2 protein-coding genes are annotated in these 16,700 nt (G+C 71.1%); both read left to right on the forward strand.

The annotated features are described in order from the left end of the window. Positions 1-8 precede the first annotated feature (8 nt). Entirely contained in the window at positions 9-7,793 is a 7,785-nt protein-coding gene (locus tag ACIRL2_RS49375) for an amino acid adenylation domain-containing protein (RefSeq protein ID WP_402242010.1), read from the forward strand. Next, a complete protein-coding gene (locus ACIRL2_RS49380) occupies positions 7,790-16,699 on the forward strand; it encodes an amino acid adenylation domain-containing protein (protein ID WP_402242013.1) in 8,910 nt (2,969 codons plus the stop codon). The genes ACIRL2_RS49375 and ACIRL2_RS49380 overlap by 4 nt, the downstream gene beginning before the upstream one ends. Position 16,700: the final 1 nt, after the last annotated feature.

Consider the following 16,700-nt stretch of genomic DNA (forward strand, 5'->3'; position numbering starts at 1 on the left):
GAGAAACAATGATCCCGTTGTCGTTCGCGCAGCGTCGGCTGTGGTTCGTGGACCGGTTCGAAGGCCCTTCGCCGACCTACAACGGCGCGTCCGCCCTGCGACTGACCGGTGAATTGAGCGTGGGTGCGCTGGAGTCGGCGCTCCACGATGTCATCGACAGGCACGAGGCCCTTCGCACGGTGATCGTCGAGGACGACGACGGCGTTCCGCACCAACAGGTGCTGCCATCCGGTCGCAAGCCGTTCGACCTGCCGGTCGTCGAGGTCGCGGCGGAGGAGCAACGGGCGGCGGCGATCGACGAGGTGGCCACCGCGACCTTCGATCTGGCCGCCGACGCGCCGATTTGTGCCCGGCTGATCCGGTGCGGACCGCGTGACCACACCCTGGTGCTGGTGGTGCACCACATCGCCGTGGACGGGGAGTCCTTCGGACCGCTGTTCCGCGATCTCGCCACGGCCTACGCGGCCCGCCGGGAGGGCAGGGCCCCGGCGTGGGAGCCGCTCGCGGTGCAGTACGCGGACTACACGCTGTGGCAGCGGGACGTGCTCGGTGACGAGTCCGATCCGGACAGCCTGGCGGCCAGGCAACTGGCCTACTGGCGCGAGGCGTTGGCCGACCTGGCACAGCCGCTGGCGATACCCACCGATCGCCCGCGTCCGAAGGCGATGAGCCGCCGCGGCGATCGGGTCCCGTTCTCGATCGACCCCGACCTGCTCCGGTCCGTGGAAAAGGTGGCGGCGCAAGCGGACACCACGGTCTCGATGGTCATGCATTCCGCGTTGGGTGTCCTCCTGTACCACCTCGGCTGTGGGGACGACGTCCCCATCGGCGCGCCGATCGCGGGGCGGACGGACGAGGAACTGCGGGACCTCGTCGGGTTCTTCGTCAACACCTGGGTACTGCGCGTCGACCTCTCCGGGAACCCGACCTTCCGCGAACTGCTCCGGCGGGTGCGGGACCGGTCCCTCGCCGCGTACGACAACCAGGACATGCCGTTCGAGCGGTTGGTGGAGCTGCTGAACCCGGACCGGTCCACCGCCTACGACCCGTTCTTCCAGGTGATGCTCTCCTGGCAGCCGCCCGTACCGGATCTGGAACTGCCGGGCTTCGAGGTCCGGGCCGAGCGGCTCGAGACCGGAACCGCCAAGTTCGACCTGTTCTTCGACATGATCCCGAACGGCTCGGGCGGGGCGGCGTGCCGTCTGGAGTACGCCACCGACCTGTTCGACCGGGAGACGGTCGAGGGCATCGCGAACCGGTTCGTCCGCGTGCTGAGCCGGCTCGTCGCCGACTCGGAACGCGGGATCGGCGGCCTCGACGTGCTCGACAACGCCGAGCGGGACCGGTTGCTCACCCGCTACAACGACACCGCCGCGACGGTGTCCGAATCAACCATCCCGGAACTGTTCGAACGCCGGGCGGCCGGGACGCCGGATGCCCCGGCGATCGTCTGCGCCGACCGCACGCTGACCTACCGGGAACTCGACGACCGGGCCAACGGCGTCGCGTGGGAACTGATCCGGCGTGGTGCCGGTCCGGAGGACCTGGTGGTGCTGGCGTTGCCGCGCACCGAGGACCTGGTGGTCGGCCTGCTCGGGATCCTCAAGTCCGGTGCCGCCTACCTGCCGATGGACCCGCAGTATCTCGGCGGGCGGGCGGAGAGCGTGCTGGCCGAGGCGGCTCCGCGTTTCGCGGTCACCGACACCGGGACATGGCGGAACCTGCCGCGCAACGACATCTCGACCGTCGACCTCGACCTGCGCGCGGAATGGGACTCGCCCGAGGGGGCGCCGGACGACGCGAGCCGGATCTCGCCGTTGGGTCCGGACAACCTGGCGTACGTGATGTACACCTCCGGCTCCACGGGCAAGCCGAAGGGCGCCGCGATCACGCATCGCAACGTCGTCAACGGAGTGCGGGAACTGGTGCGCGTGCTGGACGCGCCGCCCGGGTGGCGGATGCTCGCCGGTACCTCGGTGAACTTCGACGTCTCGGTCTTCGAACTGCTGTCCACGCTGTCCACCGGCGGCACGGCCGAGGTGGTGCCGAACGCACTGGCGCTCGGCGAACGGGACGGCTGGGACGGTCACGTGATCAGCGCGGTTCCCTCGGTGCTCGGGGAACTCGTGGGTCACCTGGGCAAGACGCCCGACGTGCGCACGGTGGTATTCGCGGGCGACCTGCTCCCGGCCCGGCTGGTGCGCCAGGTGCGCGAGGCGCTGCCCGGGGTGCAGGTGGTGAATTCCTACGGGCAGAGCGAGAGCTTCTACGCCACCACGTTCTCCCTCGCGGGGTCCGAGGAATGGGCGGAGAACGACGTTGTGCCGATCGGTACCCCCCTGGGGAACATGCGCGCCTACGTGCTGGGCCCGGGACTCGCCCCGGTGCCGCAGGGCGTAATCGGTGAGCTGTACGTGGTCGGGATCTGCCTGGGCCGCGGCTATCACGGCCTTCCGGGCCTGACCGCCGAGCGGTTCGTGGCGAACCCGTTCGGCCCCTCGGGCGAGCGGATGTACCGCACGGGCGACCTGGCCCGCTGGAACGCCCGTGGGCAACTGGAGTGCGTCGGCCGGGTCGACGGCCAGGTGAAGGTGCGCGGCTTCCGGATCGAAACCGCGGAGGTCGAGGCGGCGTGCGCGCTGTACCCCGGGATCAGCGAGGCGGTGGTGATCAGCCGGGAGGTGCCCTCGGGCGGGCGTCGGCTCGTCGCGTACGTGGTGCACGCCGGCGACGGAGCCGTCGGTGACGACGGCGCCGGTGGGATCGGCGATGTGGAACTCCTGGCCGGCGCCTCGGCAGCCGAACTGCGCAGGTTCGTCGCGGCACGGCTGCCCGACTACATGGTGCCGTCGGCGTTCGTGACGCTTGGCCGCATGCCGTACGGGCCGACCGGCAAGCTGGACCGCTCGGCGCTGCCCGAACCGGAGTTCGTGGGCGAGACCTACGTGGAGCCGCGCACCGAGGCCGAGGCGATCATCACCGCGGCGTACGCGGACGTGCTCGGTGTGGACCGGGTCGGTGTCGACGACGACTTCTTCGCGGTCGGTGGGGACAGTCTGCGGTCGCTGCAAGTGGTCGCGCGGACCCGGGCCCGGGGCCTGGACCTCACCACGCGGGAGATCTTCGAGTGCCGCACGGCGGCCCGGCTGGCCGAAGTGGCCTCGGCCCGCCGGGACCGCACGCCCGCGCTCGCCGAGGACGAGGGTGGCGGCATCGGCCCGATGCCATTGCAGCCGGTGGCGCGCCAGGTGTTCGAAAACGGCGGCGGGACGAACCGGTTCGCCATGGCGATGGCTCTGGAACTGCCGGCGGGCATCGACGCGAGCGGTCTGGCCGCGACGCTGGACGCCGTGCTCGAGCGGCACGACCTGCTGCGCGCGCGACTCGTGCGCGGCGACGAACCCTCGCTCGTCGTACGCCCGGTGGGCGCCGTACGGGCCGCGGATCTGATCCGCCGGGTTTCCTGTGCCGGCCGGTGGGACGAGCCGTCCTCGGTGGAGGCGGCGAAGGCGGAACTGGACGAGGCGACCGGGCGACTCGACCCGGAAGCCGGGACCATGGCGGACTTCGTCTGGTTCGCCCCCGAGTCGGGTGCGGGCCGGCTGCTCGTGGTCCTGCACCACCTGGTCGTGGACGGCGTCTCCCTGCGCATCCTCATGTCGGACTTCGCCGAGGCGTGGCAGCAGGTCCGGTCCGGCCGGACGCCCGAGTTGCCCGCGGTGGGGACCTCCGCCCGGCGCTGGGCGTCGGCGCTGCAGAGCGAGGCGCTCGCCCCCGAGCGCGAGGCGGAAGTGGCGTACTGGCGCGACCTGCTCGCCGCGCCGAACCCCCCGCTGGGCACGCGGGCGTTCGATCCGGCGGTGGATGTGATGTCCACGGTGGACAGCGTGCGCGTGCAGTTGCCCGCCGATGTCACCGACGCGGTGCTGACCAGGCTTCCCGCGGCGTACAGGGGCACCGGGACCGACGTGCTGCTCGCCGCGCTCGCTCTGGCGGTGAACCGGTGGCGCGGCAAGGAGGACTCGACCCTGGTCCGAATGGAGGGGCACGGTCGCGCGGAGGACCTCGTTCCCGGGGCCGACCTCTCCCGGACCGTCGGGTGGTTCACCAGCATGTACCCGGCCCGGATCGACGTGCGCGGGGTGGACGCGGCCGACGTGCTCGCGGGCGGACCCGCGGCCGGGAAGGCGATCAAGCTGGTCAAGGAGCAACTGCGTGGGATCCCGGACAAGGGCGTGGGTTACCAACTGCTGCGCTATCTGAACCCGGAGACCGCCCCGCAACTCGCCGAGCACCCGGCGCCGCAGATCGGATTCAACTACCTCGGCCGGATCTCCGACGCCGATGTGCCCGAACACCTGCGCGCGCACGGATGGGGACCGGCGTCGTGGTCCACCGAGTTGATCCCGGCTCCCGACCCGGACCTGCCCGCGCTGTCCGTGCTGGAGGTCGGCTCGGTCGCCACGGACACCGCCGACGGCGCCCGGTTGCAGGCGGCCTTCATGTTCCCCACCGGGTTGCTCTCCCGCGAGCGTGTCCGCGAACTGGTCGACCTGTGGGTCGAGGTGCTGCACGGCATGGCCGGGCACGCCGCACAGCCGCGGACGGGCGGGCTCACGCCGTCGGACGCCCCGCTGGTTCCGGTGCGGCAGGACGAGATCGAGGCGTGGGAAGAGCGCTACGGCCGACTGACCCAGGTGTGGCCGCAGGCGCCGGGCCAGTCCGGGATCCAGTTCCAGGCCGCGATCGCCGACGGCTCCTTCGACGTCTACCACATGCAGTTCGTGCTGCACCTGTCCGGGCACGTGGACCCGGAGCGCATGCGGTCGGCCGGGCAGGCGCTGCTCGAGCGGTATCCGAACCTGCGCTCCGCGTTCCTGATCAGGGCCGGCGGCGATCCGGTGCAGGTCGTGGCGGAACACGTCGCCTTGCCCTGGCGGCACATCGAGCTGGGCGATCGCAGCGTGGCCGAGCAGGACGCGGTGCTCGACAACGTCCTCGCCGAGGATCGGGCCGACCGGCTGGACCCCACCCGGCCGCCGTTGTTCCGCCTGGCACTGCTCACCTGCGGGGCGCAGCGGGGCAAACTCGTCATCACCGCGCATCACACCGTGTTCGACGGCTGGTCGTCGCCGTTGGTGTTCAAGGATCTGATTCGGCTGTACTCCGGGACCCACGAACTTGCTCCGGTCCGGAGCTACGGTGACTACCTGGCCTGGCTGTCCACACGAGACCGGGCGGCCTCGGCCGAGCGGTGGAGGGCCGAGCTCGCCGGATTCGACCAGCCGACCCTGATGGCCCCGGACGCTCCCCTCCAGGAGAAGGCGGCGGCCCTGGGGCGGGTCGAGGTACCGCTGTCGATCGACCAGGGACGTGAACTCGCCGGGCGCGCCGCGGAACTCGGGGTCACGCTGAACACGCTCCTGCAGGGCGCGTGGGCGATCCTGCTCTCGAAGCTGACCGGGCGGCGGGACGTGGTGTTCGGCGCCGCGGTCAACGGCCGCCCGGCGGATCTCCCCGGCTCGGAAGAGATGGTCGGCCTGTTCATCAACACCCTGCCGACCAGGGTGTTCTGCCCGCCGGACCACAGCGTGGGCGACATCGTCACCGCATTGCAGGAGCGGCAGACCGCGCTGCTCGACCACCACTACTACGGGCTGGCCGACATCCAACGCGGCGTCGGACTGCCCGCCCTGTTCGACACGATCGTCGTGTTCGAGAACTACCCGGTCGACCGCGAGGGCATCGTCGACGCGAACACCGCGGCGGGGTTCACGATCGACGCCATCCGGCCGTTCGCGGGCTCGCACTACGCCCTGACCCTCAACGCGTCCGACCCCTACCTGAGGCTCTCCCTCGACTACCGCAACAACCTCTACGACCGGGAAGCGGCCCAGCTCATCGCGGCTCGGCTCGTTCGTGTGCTGGAGCAGGTGCTCGAGGACCCGACGGCGCCGGTCGGCGCCCTCGAGGTGCTGGTGCGGGACGAGCGGGACCGGCTGGTGCGGCGGGTCAACGACACGGCGCATCCGGTGGCCGCGGACACCCTGCCGGGCGCGTTCGAGGCCCAGGTGGCGCGCGAGCCCGACCGGGTGGCGCTGATCGGCGAGCACGAGACGCTGACGTACCGGGAGTTCAACCGGCGCGCCAATCAACTCGCGCATTGGCTGGTCGTGCAGGGCGCCGGTCCGGAACGCGCGGTCGCGGTGCGGATCCCTCGCTCGGTGGACCTGCTGGTGGCGCTCTACGCGGTGGTCAAGGCGGGTGCGGCCTACCTGCCGGTGGACGTCGACCTGCCCGAGGACCGGGTGCGGCACGTGCTGGACAGCGCCGAGCCGCTGCTGGTGCTCGACCGGGCGCTCCCGGACGTGTCCGGCTACCCGGTGGTGAATCCGGAGCGGACGTTGTCGCCGGACAACGCCGCGTACGTCATCTACACCTCCGGCTCCACCGGCGGCCCCAAGGGTGTGCTGGTGTCGCACCGCTCGATCATGAACCGATTGAAGTGGGGATTGGCGCACTTCGACGTCGGCGCCGAGGACCGGGTGCTGCTCAGCACCTCGGCGAGCTTCGACGTCTCGGTGCCCGAGTTGTTCGCCCCCCTGCAGATCGGGGCGGCCGTGGTGATCGCGCGCCCGGACGGCCGCCGGGATCCGGCCTATCTGGCCGAGTTGATCCACCGGGAGCGGGTGACCGGCGCGGACTTCGTGCCCTCCCTGCTGGAGGCGTTCGTCGCCGAGCCCTCGGCCAAGCAGTGCACGAGCCTGCGCTGGATCGAGGTCGCGGGCGAGGCGTTCCCGGCCGCGCTGGCGAACAGGGCGGCGGAACTGCTGCCGGAGTGTGGTGTGCACAACCTCTACGGGCCCACCGAGGCGGCGGTGGAGGTCACCGCGTGGCAGCACGTGCCCGGCGCGGACCGGGTGCCGATCGGCGCACCGGTCTGGAACACCCGGGTGTACGTGCTGGACGCGGCGCTGCGCCCGGTCCCGCCCGGGGTCGCCGGCGAGTTGTACCTGGCCGGTGCCGGACTCGCCCGGGGCTACGTCGGGCAACCGGGCCTGACCGCACACCGCTTCGTCGCCTGCCCGTACGGAGCACCGGGAACCCGGATGTACCGCACCGGGGACCTGGTGCGGTGGAACGAGGACGACCGGGTCGAGTACCTCGGACGTACCGACTTCCAGGTCAAGGTCCGCGGCTTCCGGATCGAGCTGAGCGAAGTGGAGGCGGCGCTGACCGCGCACCCGGACGTCGAGCACGCGGTGGTCGTGGTGCGCGAGGAGCGCTCCGGCGACCAGCGGTTGGTCGCGTACGTGGTGCCGGGCAACGGCAAGGCGGAACCGTTCGAGCCGGACCTCATCGGCCTGGCGGAGCTGGCCCGGGAGCGGTTGCCGGAGTACATGGTCCCCTCGGTGATCGTGCCGCTCGCCGAGTTCCCCGTGACATCGAGCGGGAAGCTCGACCGCAAGGCGCTGCCGGCACCCGACCACGCCGAGGTCGCCGCCGGGCGAGGGCCGCGCAACCACACCGAGGAAGTCCTGTGCCGACTGTTCGCCGAGCTGCTCGGGGTGGACGAGGTCGGCATCGACATCAACTTCTTCGAGCACGGTGGGCACTCGCTGCTGGCCACCCGGCTCACCGGCCGCATCCGCGGCGAGCTCAACGTCGACGTGAAGGTCACGACGGTGTTCCGCAATCCGACCGTTGCCCAGCTGGCGGAGCAGATCGAGAAGTTGGCCACATCGAAGCGCCCCCAGCTGCGACAGATGACCATAGAGGAGAAGCGTCGATGATCCCGTTGTCCTTTGCCCAGGGTCGGATGTGGTTCCTCCACCGCCTGGAAGGCCCCTCCGCGACCTATAACGTGCCGTTCGCGCTGCGCCTGGAAGGACGGCTGGACACCACGATCCTGGCCGCGGCCGTGACGGATGTCGCAACCCGGCACGAGAGCCTGCGCACCCTGGTCGTCGAGGACGCGGACGGTACGCCGGAGCAGCGGATCCTGTCTCCGGAGGAGGCCACCCTGCCCTTTCGGGTGGTCGACGTGGCCGCGGACGCGGTGGATGCCGCGCTGCACGAGTTCGCGCGCGAGCCGTTCGACCTGGTCACCGAACTTCCTTTGCGGACCAGTGTGTTCCGGATCGCTCCGCAGGAGCACGTCCTGGTGTTCGTGTTCCACCACATCGCCGCGGACGGGGCGTCGATGGCGCCGTTCCTGCGGGACCTGATGTCGGCGTACGAGGCCCGCCACCGGGGGAGGCCGCCGGAGTGGGCACCGCTGGCGGTGCAGTACAAGGACTACACGCTGTGGCAGCGGCAGGTGCTGGGTGACGAAGCCGACCCGGAGAGCGTAGCCGCAGCGCAACTCGCTTACTGGAAAGACGAGTTGGCCGCAGTTCCGCAGCCCATGCAACTTCCGCTGGATCGGCCGCGGCCGACGGTGGCGAGCTATCGCGGCGGCGAAGTGCACTTCGAGCTGGCACCCGAGGTGTTGTCCGGGTTGCAGAAGCTGGCCGTGGACCACGGTGGCACGGCGCCGATGGTGGCCCAGGCCGCGCTGGCGGTGCTGCTGCACAAGCTGGGCGCGGGGGAGGATGTGACGATCGGCAGTCCGATCGAGGGGCGCGCCGATGAGCAACTCGACGACCTGATCGGGTTTTTCGTCAACACCTGGGTACTGCGCGCCGATCTGTCGCGGAACCCGACGTTCGGCGAGCTGTTGGAGCAGGTACGGGACAAGGCCCTCGCCGCGTACGACAACCAGGACATTCCGTTCGAACGGTTGGTGGAGCTGCTCAACCCGGATCGCTCCACCGCGTACCAGCCGTTGTTCCAGACGGTGCTGGGCTGGCAGTTCGTGTGGCCGGAGATCGAGATGCCGGGTCTGCGGGTCACCCCGGTCGGGGCGGGCACCGGTACCGCGAAGTTCGACCTGTTCTTCAACATCGTCCCGAAGGCGTCCGGGGGCGCGCTCGGGCTCCTGGAGTACGCGACGGACCTGTTCGAGCACGGCACGGCCGTGCGGATCGTCGACCGGTTCGTGCGCATCCTCGAGCAGGTGCTCGAGGACCCGACGCTGCCGGTCGGCGCCATCGAGGTGCTGTCGACACAGGAACGGGACTGGTTGATAGGGGAGGTCAACGACACGGCGCATCCGGTGGTCGCGGACACCCTGCCGGGCGCGTTCGAGGCCCAGGTGGCGCGCGAGCCCGACCGGGTGGCGCTGATCGGCGAGCACGAGACGCTGTCCTACCGGGAGTTCAACCGGCGCGCCAATCAACTCGCGCATTGGCTGGTCGAGCAGGGCGCGGGTCCGGAGCGGCTGGTGGTGGTGCGGATCCCGCGTTCGGTGGATCTGCTGGTGGCGATCTACGCGGTGATCAAGACGGGCGCGGCCTATCTGCCGGTGGACACCGAACTGCCCGAGGACCGGGTGCGGTATCTGCTGGACACCGCGAGGCCGCTGCTGGTGCTCGAGGAAGAGCTTCCGGAGGTGTCCGGGTACTCGGAGGCCAACCCGCAGCGGTCGTTGTCGCCGGACAACCCCGCGTATGTCATCTACACCTCCGGGTCCACCGGTGCTCCCAAGGGTGTGCAGGTCTCGCATCGGTCGATCATGAACCTGATGGCGTGGCGCCTGGCCTATTTCGGGATCGGCGTCCGGGACCGGGTGCTGGTGAGCTCGTCGGCGAGCTTCGACGCCTCGGTGCCGGAGTCGTTCACGCCGTTGCTGGCCGGTGCGGCCGTGGTCATCGCGCGACCGGACGGGCGCCGGGATCCGGCGTATCTGGCCGAGTTGATCCGGCGGGAGGGGGTGACCGGCGCCTTCTTCGTTCCCTCGCTGCTGGAAGTGTTCGTCGCCGAGCCCTCGGCGGCGCGGTGCTCCGGGCTGCGCTGGGTGGAGGCGGGAGGTGAGGCGTTCCCCGCCGAGTTGGCCGACAAGGTCGCCGACCTGCTGCCGGGTTGTGCCGTGCACAACCTCTACGGCCCCACCGAGGTGGCGGTCGAGGTCACCGCGCGAGAGCACGTACCGGGTTCGGACCGGCTGCCGATCGGCGCGCCGATCTGGAACACCCGGGTGTACGTGCTGGACACGGAGCTGCGCCCGGTCGCGCCCGGGGTCGCCGGTGAGCTGTACCTGGCCGGCGTCGGGCTCGCCCGGGGCTACCTCGGGCAACCGGATCTGACCGCGCATCGGTTCGTCGCGTGCCCCTACGGTGTACCGGGAAGCAGGATGTACCGCACCGGGGACCTGGTGCGATGGAACCGGGACGGCCAGGTCGAATACCTCGGCCGCACCGACTTCCAGGTCAAGATCCGTGGTTTCCGGATCGAGCCGGGGGAGATCGAGCACGCGCTGGCGGGCCATCCCGGTGTGGCGCAGGCGGCGGTCGTGCTGCGGGAGAACGAGCAGGGCGAAAAGCAGCTCGTGGGATACGTGGTGCCCAGGCCGGATGCCGCGCCGGCCGATGCCGGCGCCCAGGTGGACGAGTGGCGTCACCTCTACGACGACAATTACGCCGGTTCCGGTGACGAGGTGTTGGGCGAGGACTTCGGAGGCTGGAACTCCAGCTACACCGGTGAGCCGATCCCGCTCGAGCAGATGCTGGAGTGGCAGGACGCGGCGGTCGCACAGGTGTTGCGGTACGCGCCGCGGCGGGTGCTGGAGATCGGCGTGGGTTCCGGTCTGCTCCTGGGGAAGATCGTCGGTGAAGTCGAGGAGTACTGGGGCACCGATATCTCGGCCACGGTGGTGGACCGGGTCCGGGCGCAGGCCGAACAGGCCGGATACGGCGACCGGGTCCGGTTGAGCGCCCAACCGGCCGACGACGTCTCCGGGCTGCCCCGGGGCCGGTTCGACACCGTCGTGCTCAACTCGGTGGTGCAGTACTTCCCGAGCATCGAGTACCTGGACCAGGTGCTCCGCCAGGTGATGGAACTCCTCGTGCCCGGCGGCCGCGTCATCGTCGGCGACGTCCGCAACGCCACGACCCGCCGCCTGCTGCTGACCGCCGTGCAATACGCCGAAAACCCCCACGCCTCCCATGAGGAGCTGCGCCGGCTGGTGGAGAAGGCGTTGCTCGCCGAGCAGGAGTTGGTGATCGCTCCGGAGTGGTTCACCGAGTGGGCGGGAGGCGATCCGGTCGCGGTCGACATCCGGTTGAAGCCCGGGCGGGCGCAGAACGAGCTGACCCGGCACCGCTACGAGGTCGTCCTGCACAAGCAACCGGCCGACGTCCTCGACCTGGCCGGCGTGCGGTCGGTGCCGTGGGGTGGGCAGTCGGCCGACCTGGCCGACCTGGCCCGCCACGCGGACCCGGCACAGGGCCCGGTACGGGTCAGCGGGATACCCAACGCGCGTCTGGTCGAGGAGGTCGCCGTGACCGTCGCGGCCGGTCTCCTGGACTCGGCGTCCCCGCCGGGAGCACCGGTGGATCCGCAGGATCTGCTCCGGTGGGCACGCGAGAACGGTCGGGACGCGATTCTCACCTGGTCGGGCGAGGACGCGCGCTGCTTCGAAGCGGTGCTGCTGCCCGAGCGGCAGATCCGACCGCGCACCGTCTCCGGCTCGTTCGTTCCCACCGGTGCGGGCGGGCGCACGTGGGCGAACGCCCCCGCACTGGCCAGATCGATCGGTGCGTTGCTCGTCGAACTGCCCGAATACCTGCGTGGGCGTCTCCCCGACTACATGCTGCCGACCGCGATCGTGCCGCTCTCGGCGCTACCGCTGACTCCGAGCGGAAAACTGAACCACCGGGCTCTGCCCGCGCCGGAATACGCGCGGGTATCGACCGGCCGGGCACCGCGTGGTCAACACGAGGAGGCCCTAGGCGCGCTGTTCGCGGAAGTGCTCGGCGTCGAGCGCGTCGGCGTCGACAACGACTTCTTCGCCAGTGGCGGGGACAGCATTCGCTCCATCCAGATCGTCGCGCGGGCCAGGGCCCGAGGCATCGACATCAACACACGGGAGATCTTCGAGCACCGCACGGTCGCTCGGCTCGCGGAACTGGTCGAAGGACGCGAAGAGGAACGCCTCAGCTTGGCGGAACTGCCGGGTGGCGGCACGGGGTGGGCTCCGCTGCCCCCGACGGCGGAGCACGTGCTCGCGCTCGGCGGTGGCCTGTCCCGGCTCTGCATGACCGCGATGCTGACCCTGCCCGAGGACATCGACCGGGCGGGGCTGGTGGCGACGGTGCAGGCCGTGCTGGACCGGCACGACGTGTTGCGTTCGCGGCTCGATCGGGCGCGGTCGGGCCTGTGGATCGAATCGCCCGGCCGAGTGCACGCCGACACGCTGCTGCGGGAGGTCGCCGTGGGCGACACCGGCACGGCCGCGGACGCGGCTCTCGCCGAGCTGCACGCGGCGGCGGGTCGGCTGGATCCGGACGCGGGGGTGATGGCGCAGTTCGTGTGGTTCACCTCGCCCACGGACGCGGGCCGGTTGTTGATCGTGCTGCACCATCTGGTGGTCGACGGGGTCTCGTGGCGGATCCTGCTACCGGATCTGGTCGCGGCATGGGAGCGGGTCCGCGACGGTCGTGCGCCGGAACTCGCCGAGGTGGGGACCTCGTTGCGCCGCTGGGCACACGCGCTGGCCGACGAGGCGAACAACCCGGAGCGGGTGGCGGAACTGCCCCTGTGGCAGCGGATCCTGCGCGATGACGAGCCGGTGCTCGGCGCACGGAAGCCGGATCCGGCGCGGGATGTCGCCGCCACCGTGGACACGGTGCGCGTCCAGGTACCGGCACAGGTCACCGAGGCAGTGCTGAACACGGTGCCCGCGATCTTCGGGGGCGGCGTCGACGACGGGCTGCTGGCCGCTCTGGCGCTCGCGCTGGCCCACTGGCGTCGCACGCGGGGCGTGCCCGCCTCCTCGACGCTGGTCCGCCTGGAAGGGCACGGCCGGGAGGAGCAGGTGGTGCCCGGCGCGGATCTCTCGCGCACGATCGGGTGGTTCACCGCGATGTATCCGGTGCGGCTGGACCTGGCCGGCGTCGACGTGGCGGAAGCCTTCGCCGGCGGTCCGGCCGCCGGTCGGGCGATCAAGGCGGTCAAGGAGCAACTGCGGGCGGTTCCGGACAACGGGATCGGCTTCGGCCTGCTGCGCCGGCTCAACCCGGAGACCGCCGCCGCGCTGGCCGCGGAACGGGAACCGCAGATCGGGTTCAACTACCTCGGTCGGACTTCCGGCGCGGACATCCCCGAGGAACTGCGGGGCCTGGGTTGGGCACCGGACACCACACAGCCGGACCTGATCGCCGCGCCGGACGCGGACATGCCGGCGCTGTCGGCGCTGGAGATCAACGCGGTGGCCGCCGGCGCCCCCGACGGCGAGCGTTTGACCGCCTGGTTCGCCTTCCCCACCGGTGTGCTCTCCCGCGAGGAGGCGACCGAGTTGGCCGGGCTGTGGGTCGAGGCACTGACCGCCCTGGCCCGGCACGCCGCGAGCCCCGACGCGGGCGGGATGACCCCGACGGACGCGCCCCTGGTCGGGGTGAGCCAGGGGGAGATCGACGCCTGGGAGGCCCGATTCGGCCGGCTGGCCGAGGTGTGGCCGGTGACCCCGGCGCAGTCCGGGATCCTCTTCCACTCGATGCTGGCCGGATCCTCGTTCGACGCCTATCACGTGCAAATGGCGTTCCACCTGGCCGGTGCGGTGGACCCGGAGCGGATGCGCCGGGCCGGGCAGGCACTGCTGGAGCGTCACGCCAACCTCCGTGCGGCGTTCGTCAACCGATCCGACGGCGACTTCGTGCAGGTGGTGCCGGCGGCCGGGGTGACCCTGCCGTGGCAGCACCTCGACCTGACCGGGCGCGGCGAGGCGGAGCGAACCGAGGCGTTGGAGCAGTTCCTCGTCCGGGATCGGGCCGCCCACTTCGACGTGGAGAACCCGCCGCTGACGCGGCTGGCGCTGGTCGTGCTCGGGCCCGATCGGGCCGAACTCGTGCTGACCACCCACCACGCGCTCTACGACGGCTGGTCCACGCCCTTGCTGATGCGCGAACTGCTGCTGTTCTACGCGGCCGACGGCGACCGCGTCGAGCTGCCCGAAACGCGGAGCTACGGCGAGTTCCTGGCCTGGCGCGCACGACAGGACCAGGACGAGGCGGCAAGGGCGTGGGCGGCCGAGTTCGATGGGGTCCAGGAGCCGACCCTGCTGGCTCCCGGCTCCAAGGGCGCGAGCGAAGACGGCCTCGACCAGGTCGAGTTCGCACTTTCCCTCGACTTGTCGAGCCGACTCAACCGGCGCGCGTCCGAGTTGGGCGTGACCATCAACACCGTGGTCCAGGCCGCCTGGGCGTTGTTGCTCGGCCAACTCACCGGCCGCCGGGACCTGGTGTTCGGCGCGACCGTCTCCGGGCGCCCGGCCGAGGTGACCGGGGTCGAGTCGATGGTCGGGATGTTCATCAACACCCTGCCCGTGCGTGTGGAGTACGCGCCCGGCGACACCCTCGCCGAGGTCGTCACCCGCCTTCAACACCGGCAGGCCGGCCTCCTGGAGCACCACCACTACAGCCTCACCCAGATCCAGGGTGTGGTGGGGTTGCAGACCCTCTTCGACACGCTGGTCGTCTTCGAGTCCTATCCGGTCGACCGGGAGGGCATCGGCGCCGCCACCGAGGCCGCGGACGGGATCGCCTTCCTCGGCATGCGCCCGTCCAACGGCACCCACTACCCCCTGGCGCTGATGGCGGCGGCCGATCCGGGCCTGGAGTTCCTCCTCCAGTACGCGCCCGGTGTCTTCGACCGGGACACGGTGCAGGTGTACGCGGACCGATTCGTGCGCGTCCTGGAACAACTCGCGGCCACGCCCGAGCTGAGGATCGCGCAGCTCGACGTCCTGGACCCGGCCGAACGCCACCGACTCCTCGTCGAGTTCAACGACACGGCCGTCCCGACCCCGGACGTCACGATCGCCGGGCTCGTGGAAGCACAGGCGACGCGGACCCCGGACGAGGTCGCCGTGGTCGCCGGGGGCGAGTCGCTCACGTACCGCGAGGTGAACGCCCGGGCCGACCGCCTGGCGCGCGAACTGGTCGACCGTGGCGTGGGCCCGGAAGCGTTGGTCGCGGTGTCGCTGCCGCGGACGGCGGACCTGGTGATCGCACTGCTCGCGGTCCTGAAGGCGGGCGGCGCGTATCTGCCGGTCGATCCCAGGTATCCCGGCCACCGCCTCGTCGCGATCCTCGAGGAGGCGCGGCCGCACCTGGTCGTGGCGCACTCCGCGACGGTCGCGGTGCTGCCCGAGCACGACGCCCCGGATCTGCTCCTCGACACACTCGAGCCTTCCCAGGACGCCCCGGATCTCGAACGTCGGATCCACGCCGAGCAGTTGGCATACGTGATGTACACCTCCGGCTCCACCGGCAAGCCCAAGGGCGTCGCCATCACGCACGCGAACGTGGTCAACGGCGTGCTGCGGCTCGCCGCGCGTGTGGGCATGGGGCCGGGCAAGCGGCTTCTCGCGGGCACGTCGATCAACTTCGACGTCTCGGCCTTCGAGATCTTTACGACCCTCGCCACCGGCGGCGTCGTCGACGTCGTCCAGGACGTCCTGGTCCTGGGCGACCGCAAGGGCTGGAGCGGCAGCGTCATCTCCACCGTGCCGTCCGCCTTCGCCGAACTCGTCGACGAGATCTCCGATCGCACCGCCGTGGAGACGGTCGTCTTCGCCGGCGAGGCCCTGCCCTCGTCGCTCGTGGAGAGGACCCGGGCCGCCTTCCCGGGAGTACGGATCGTCAACGCCTACGGGCAGAGCGAGTCGTTCTACGCCACCACCTGCGCCGTCGACGCGGATCCCCGGGGCCGGTCGGGCAGCGCGCCGGTGGGCACCCCCCTCGGCAACATGCGCACCTACGTCCTGGGCCCCGGCCTGGCTCCGGTGCCGCCGGGGGCGATCGGCGAGCTGTACGTCGGCGGGAACGTGGGCCGCGGCTACCACGGCCGCGGCGCGCCGACCGCCGAACGCTTCGTCGCCGACCCGTTCGGTCCGGCCGGCACACGCATGTACCGCACCGGTGACCTGGCCCGGGTCAACGGCGACGGCGAATTGGAATACGTGGGTCGCGGCGACACCCAGGTCAAGGTGCGCGGCTTCCGCGTCGAGCCCGCCGAGGTCGAGGCCGCGCTCACCGCACACCCCGCCGTCGCACAGGCCGCCGTGATCGCCCGTGACGGGCGCGGCGGCAACACCGGCAGGCGACTGGTCGCGTATGTCGTGCCCTCGGTCACCGACGACGGCACGACGTCCGAGGCCTCCTTGGGCCCGGATCCCAGGGACCTGCACGCTTTCGTCTCGGAGCGGCTGCCGGACTTCATGGTGCCGTCCGCCTTCGTCGTCCTCGACCGGTGGCCACTGGCCCCGAACGGCAAGCTGGACCGGGCCGCGCTGCCCGAGCCGGAGTACACCGGTGCCGCCTACCGGGCCCCCCGCACCGCCCGGGAACAAGCCCTGGCCGCGCTGTTCGCCGAGGTGCTCGGCGTGGACCGGGTCGGCCTCGACGACGGCTTCTTCGACCTGGGCGGGCACTCCCTGCTCGCCACCCGGCTGATCAGCCGCGCCCGCGCCGAACTGGGGATCGAGATCCCCATCCGCAAGATCTTCGACCTGCCGACCGTGTCCGCGCTCGCCGCGTGGTCGGAGGAATCGGCCGCTCCCCGTCGCCCCGGGCTGCGCAAGATGTTCGTAGAGGAGTAAA

Source organism: Embleya sp. NPDC127516 (assembly GCF_044765325.1).
In the GTDB taxonomy this organism is placed as follows: Bacteria; Actinomycetota; Actinomycetes; order Streptomycetales; family Streptomycetaceae; genus Embleya.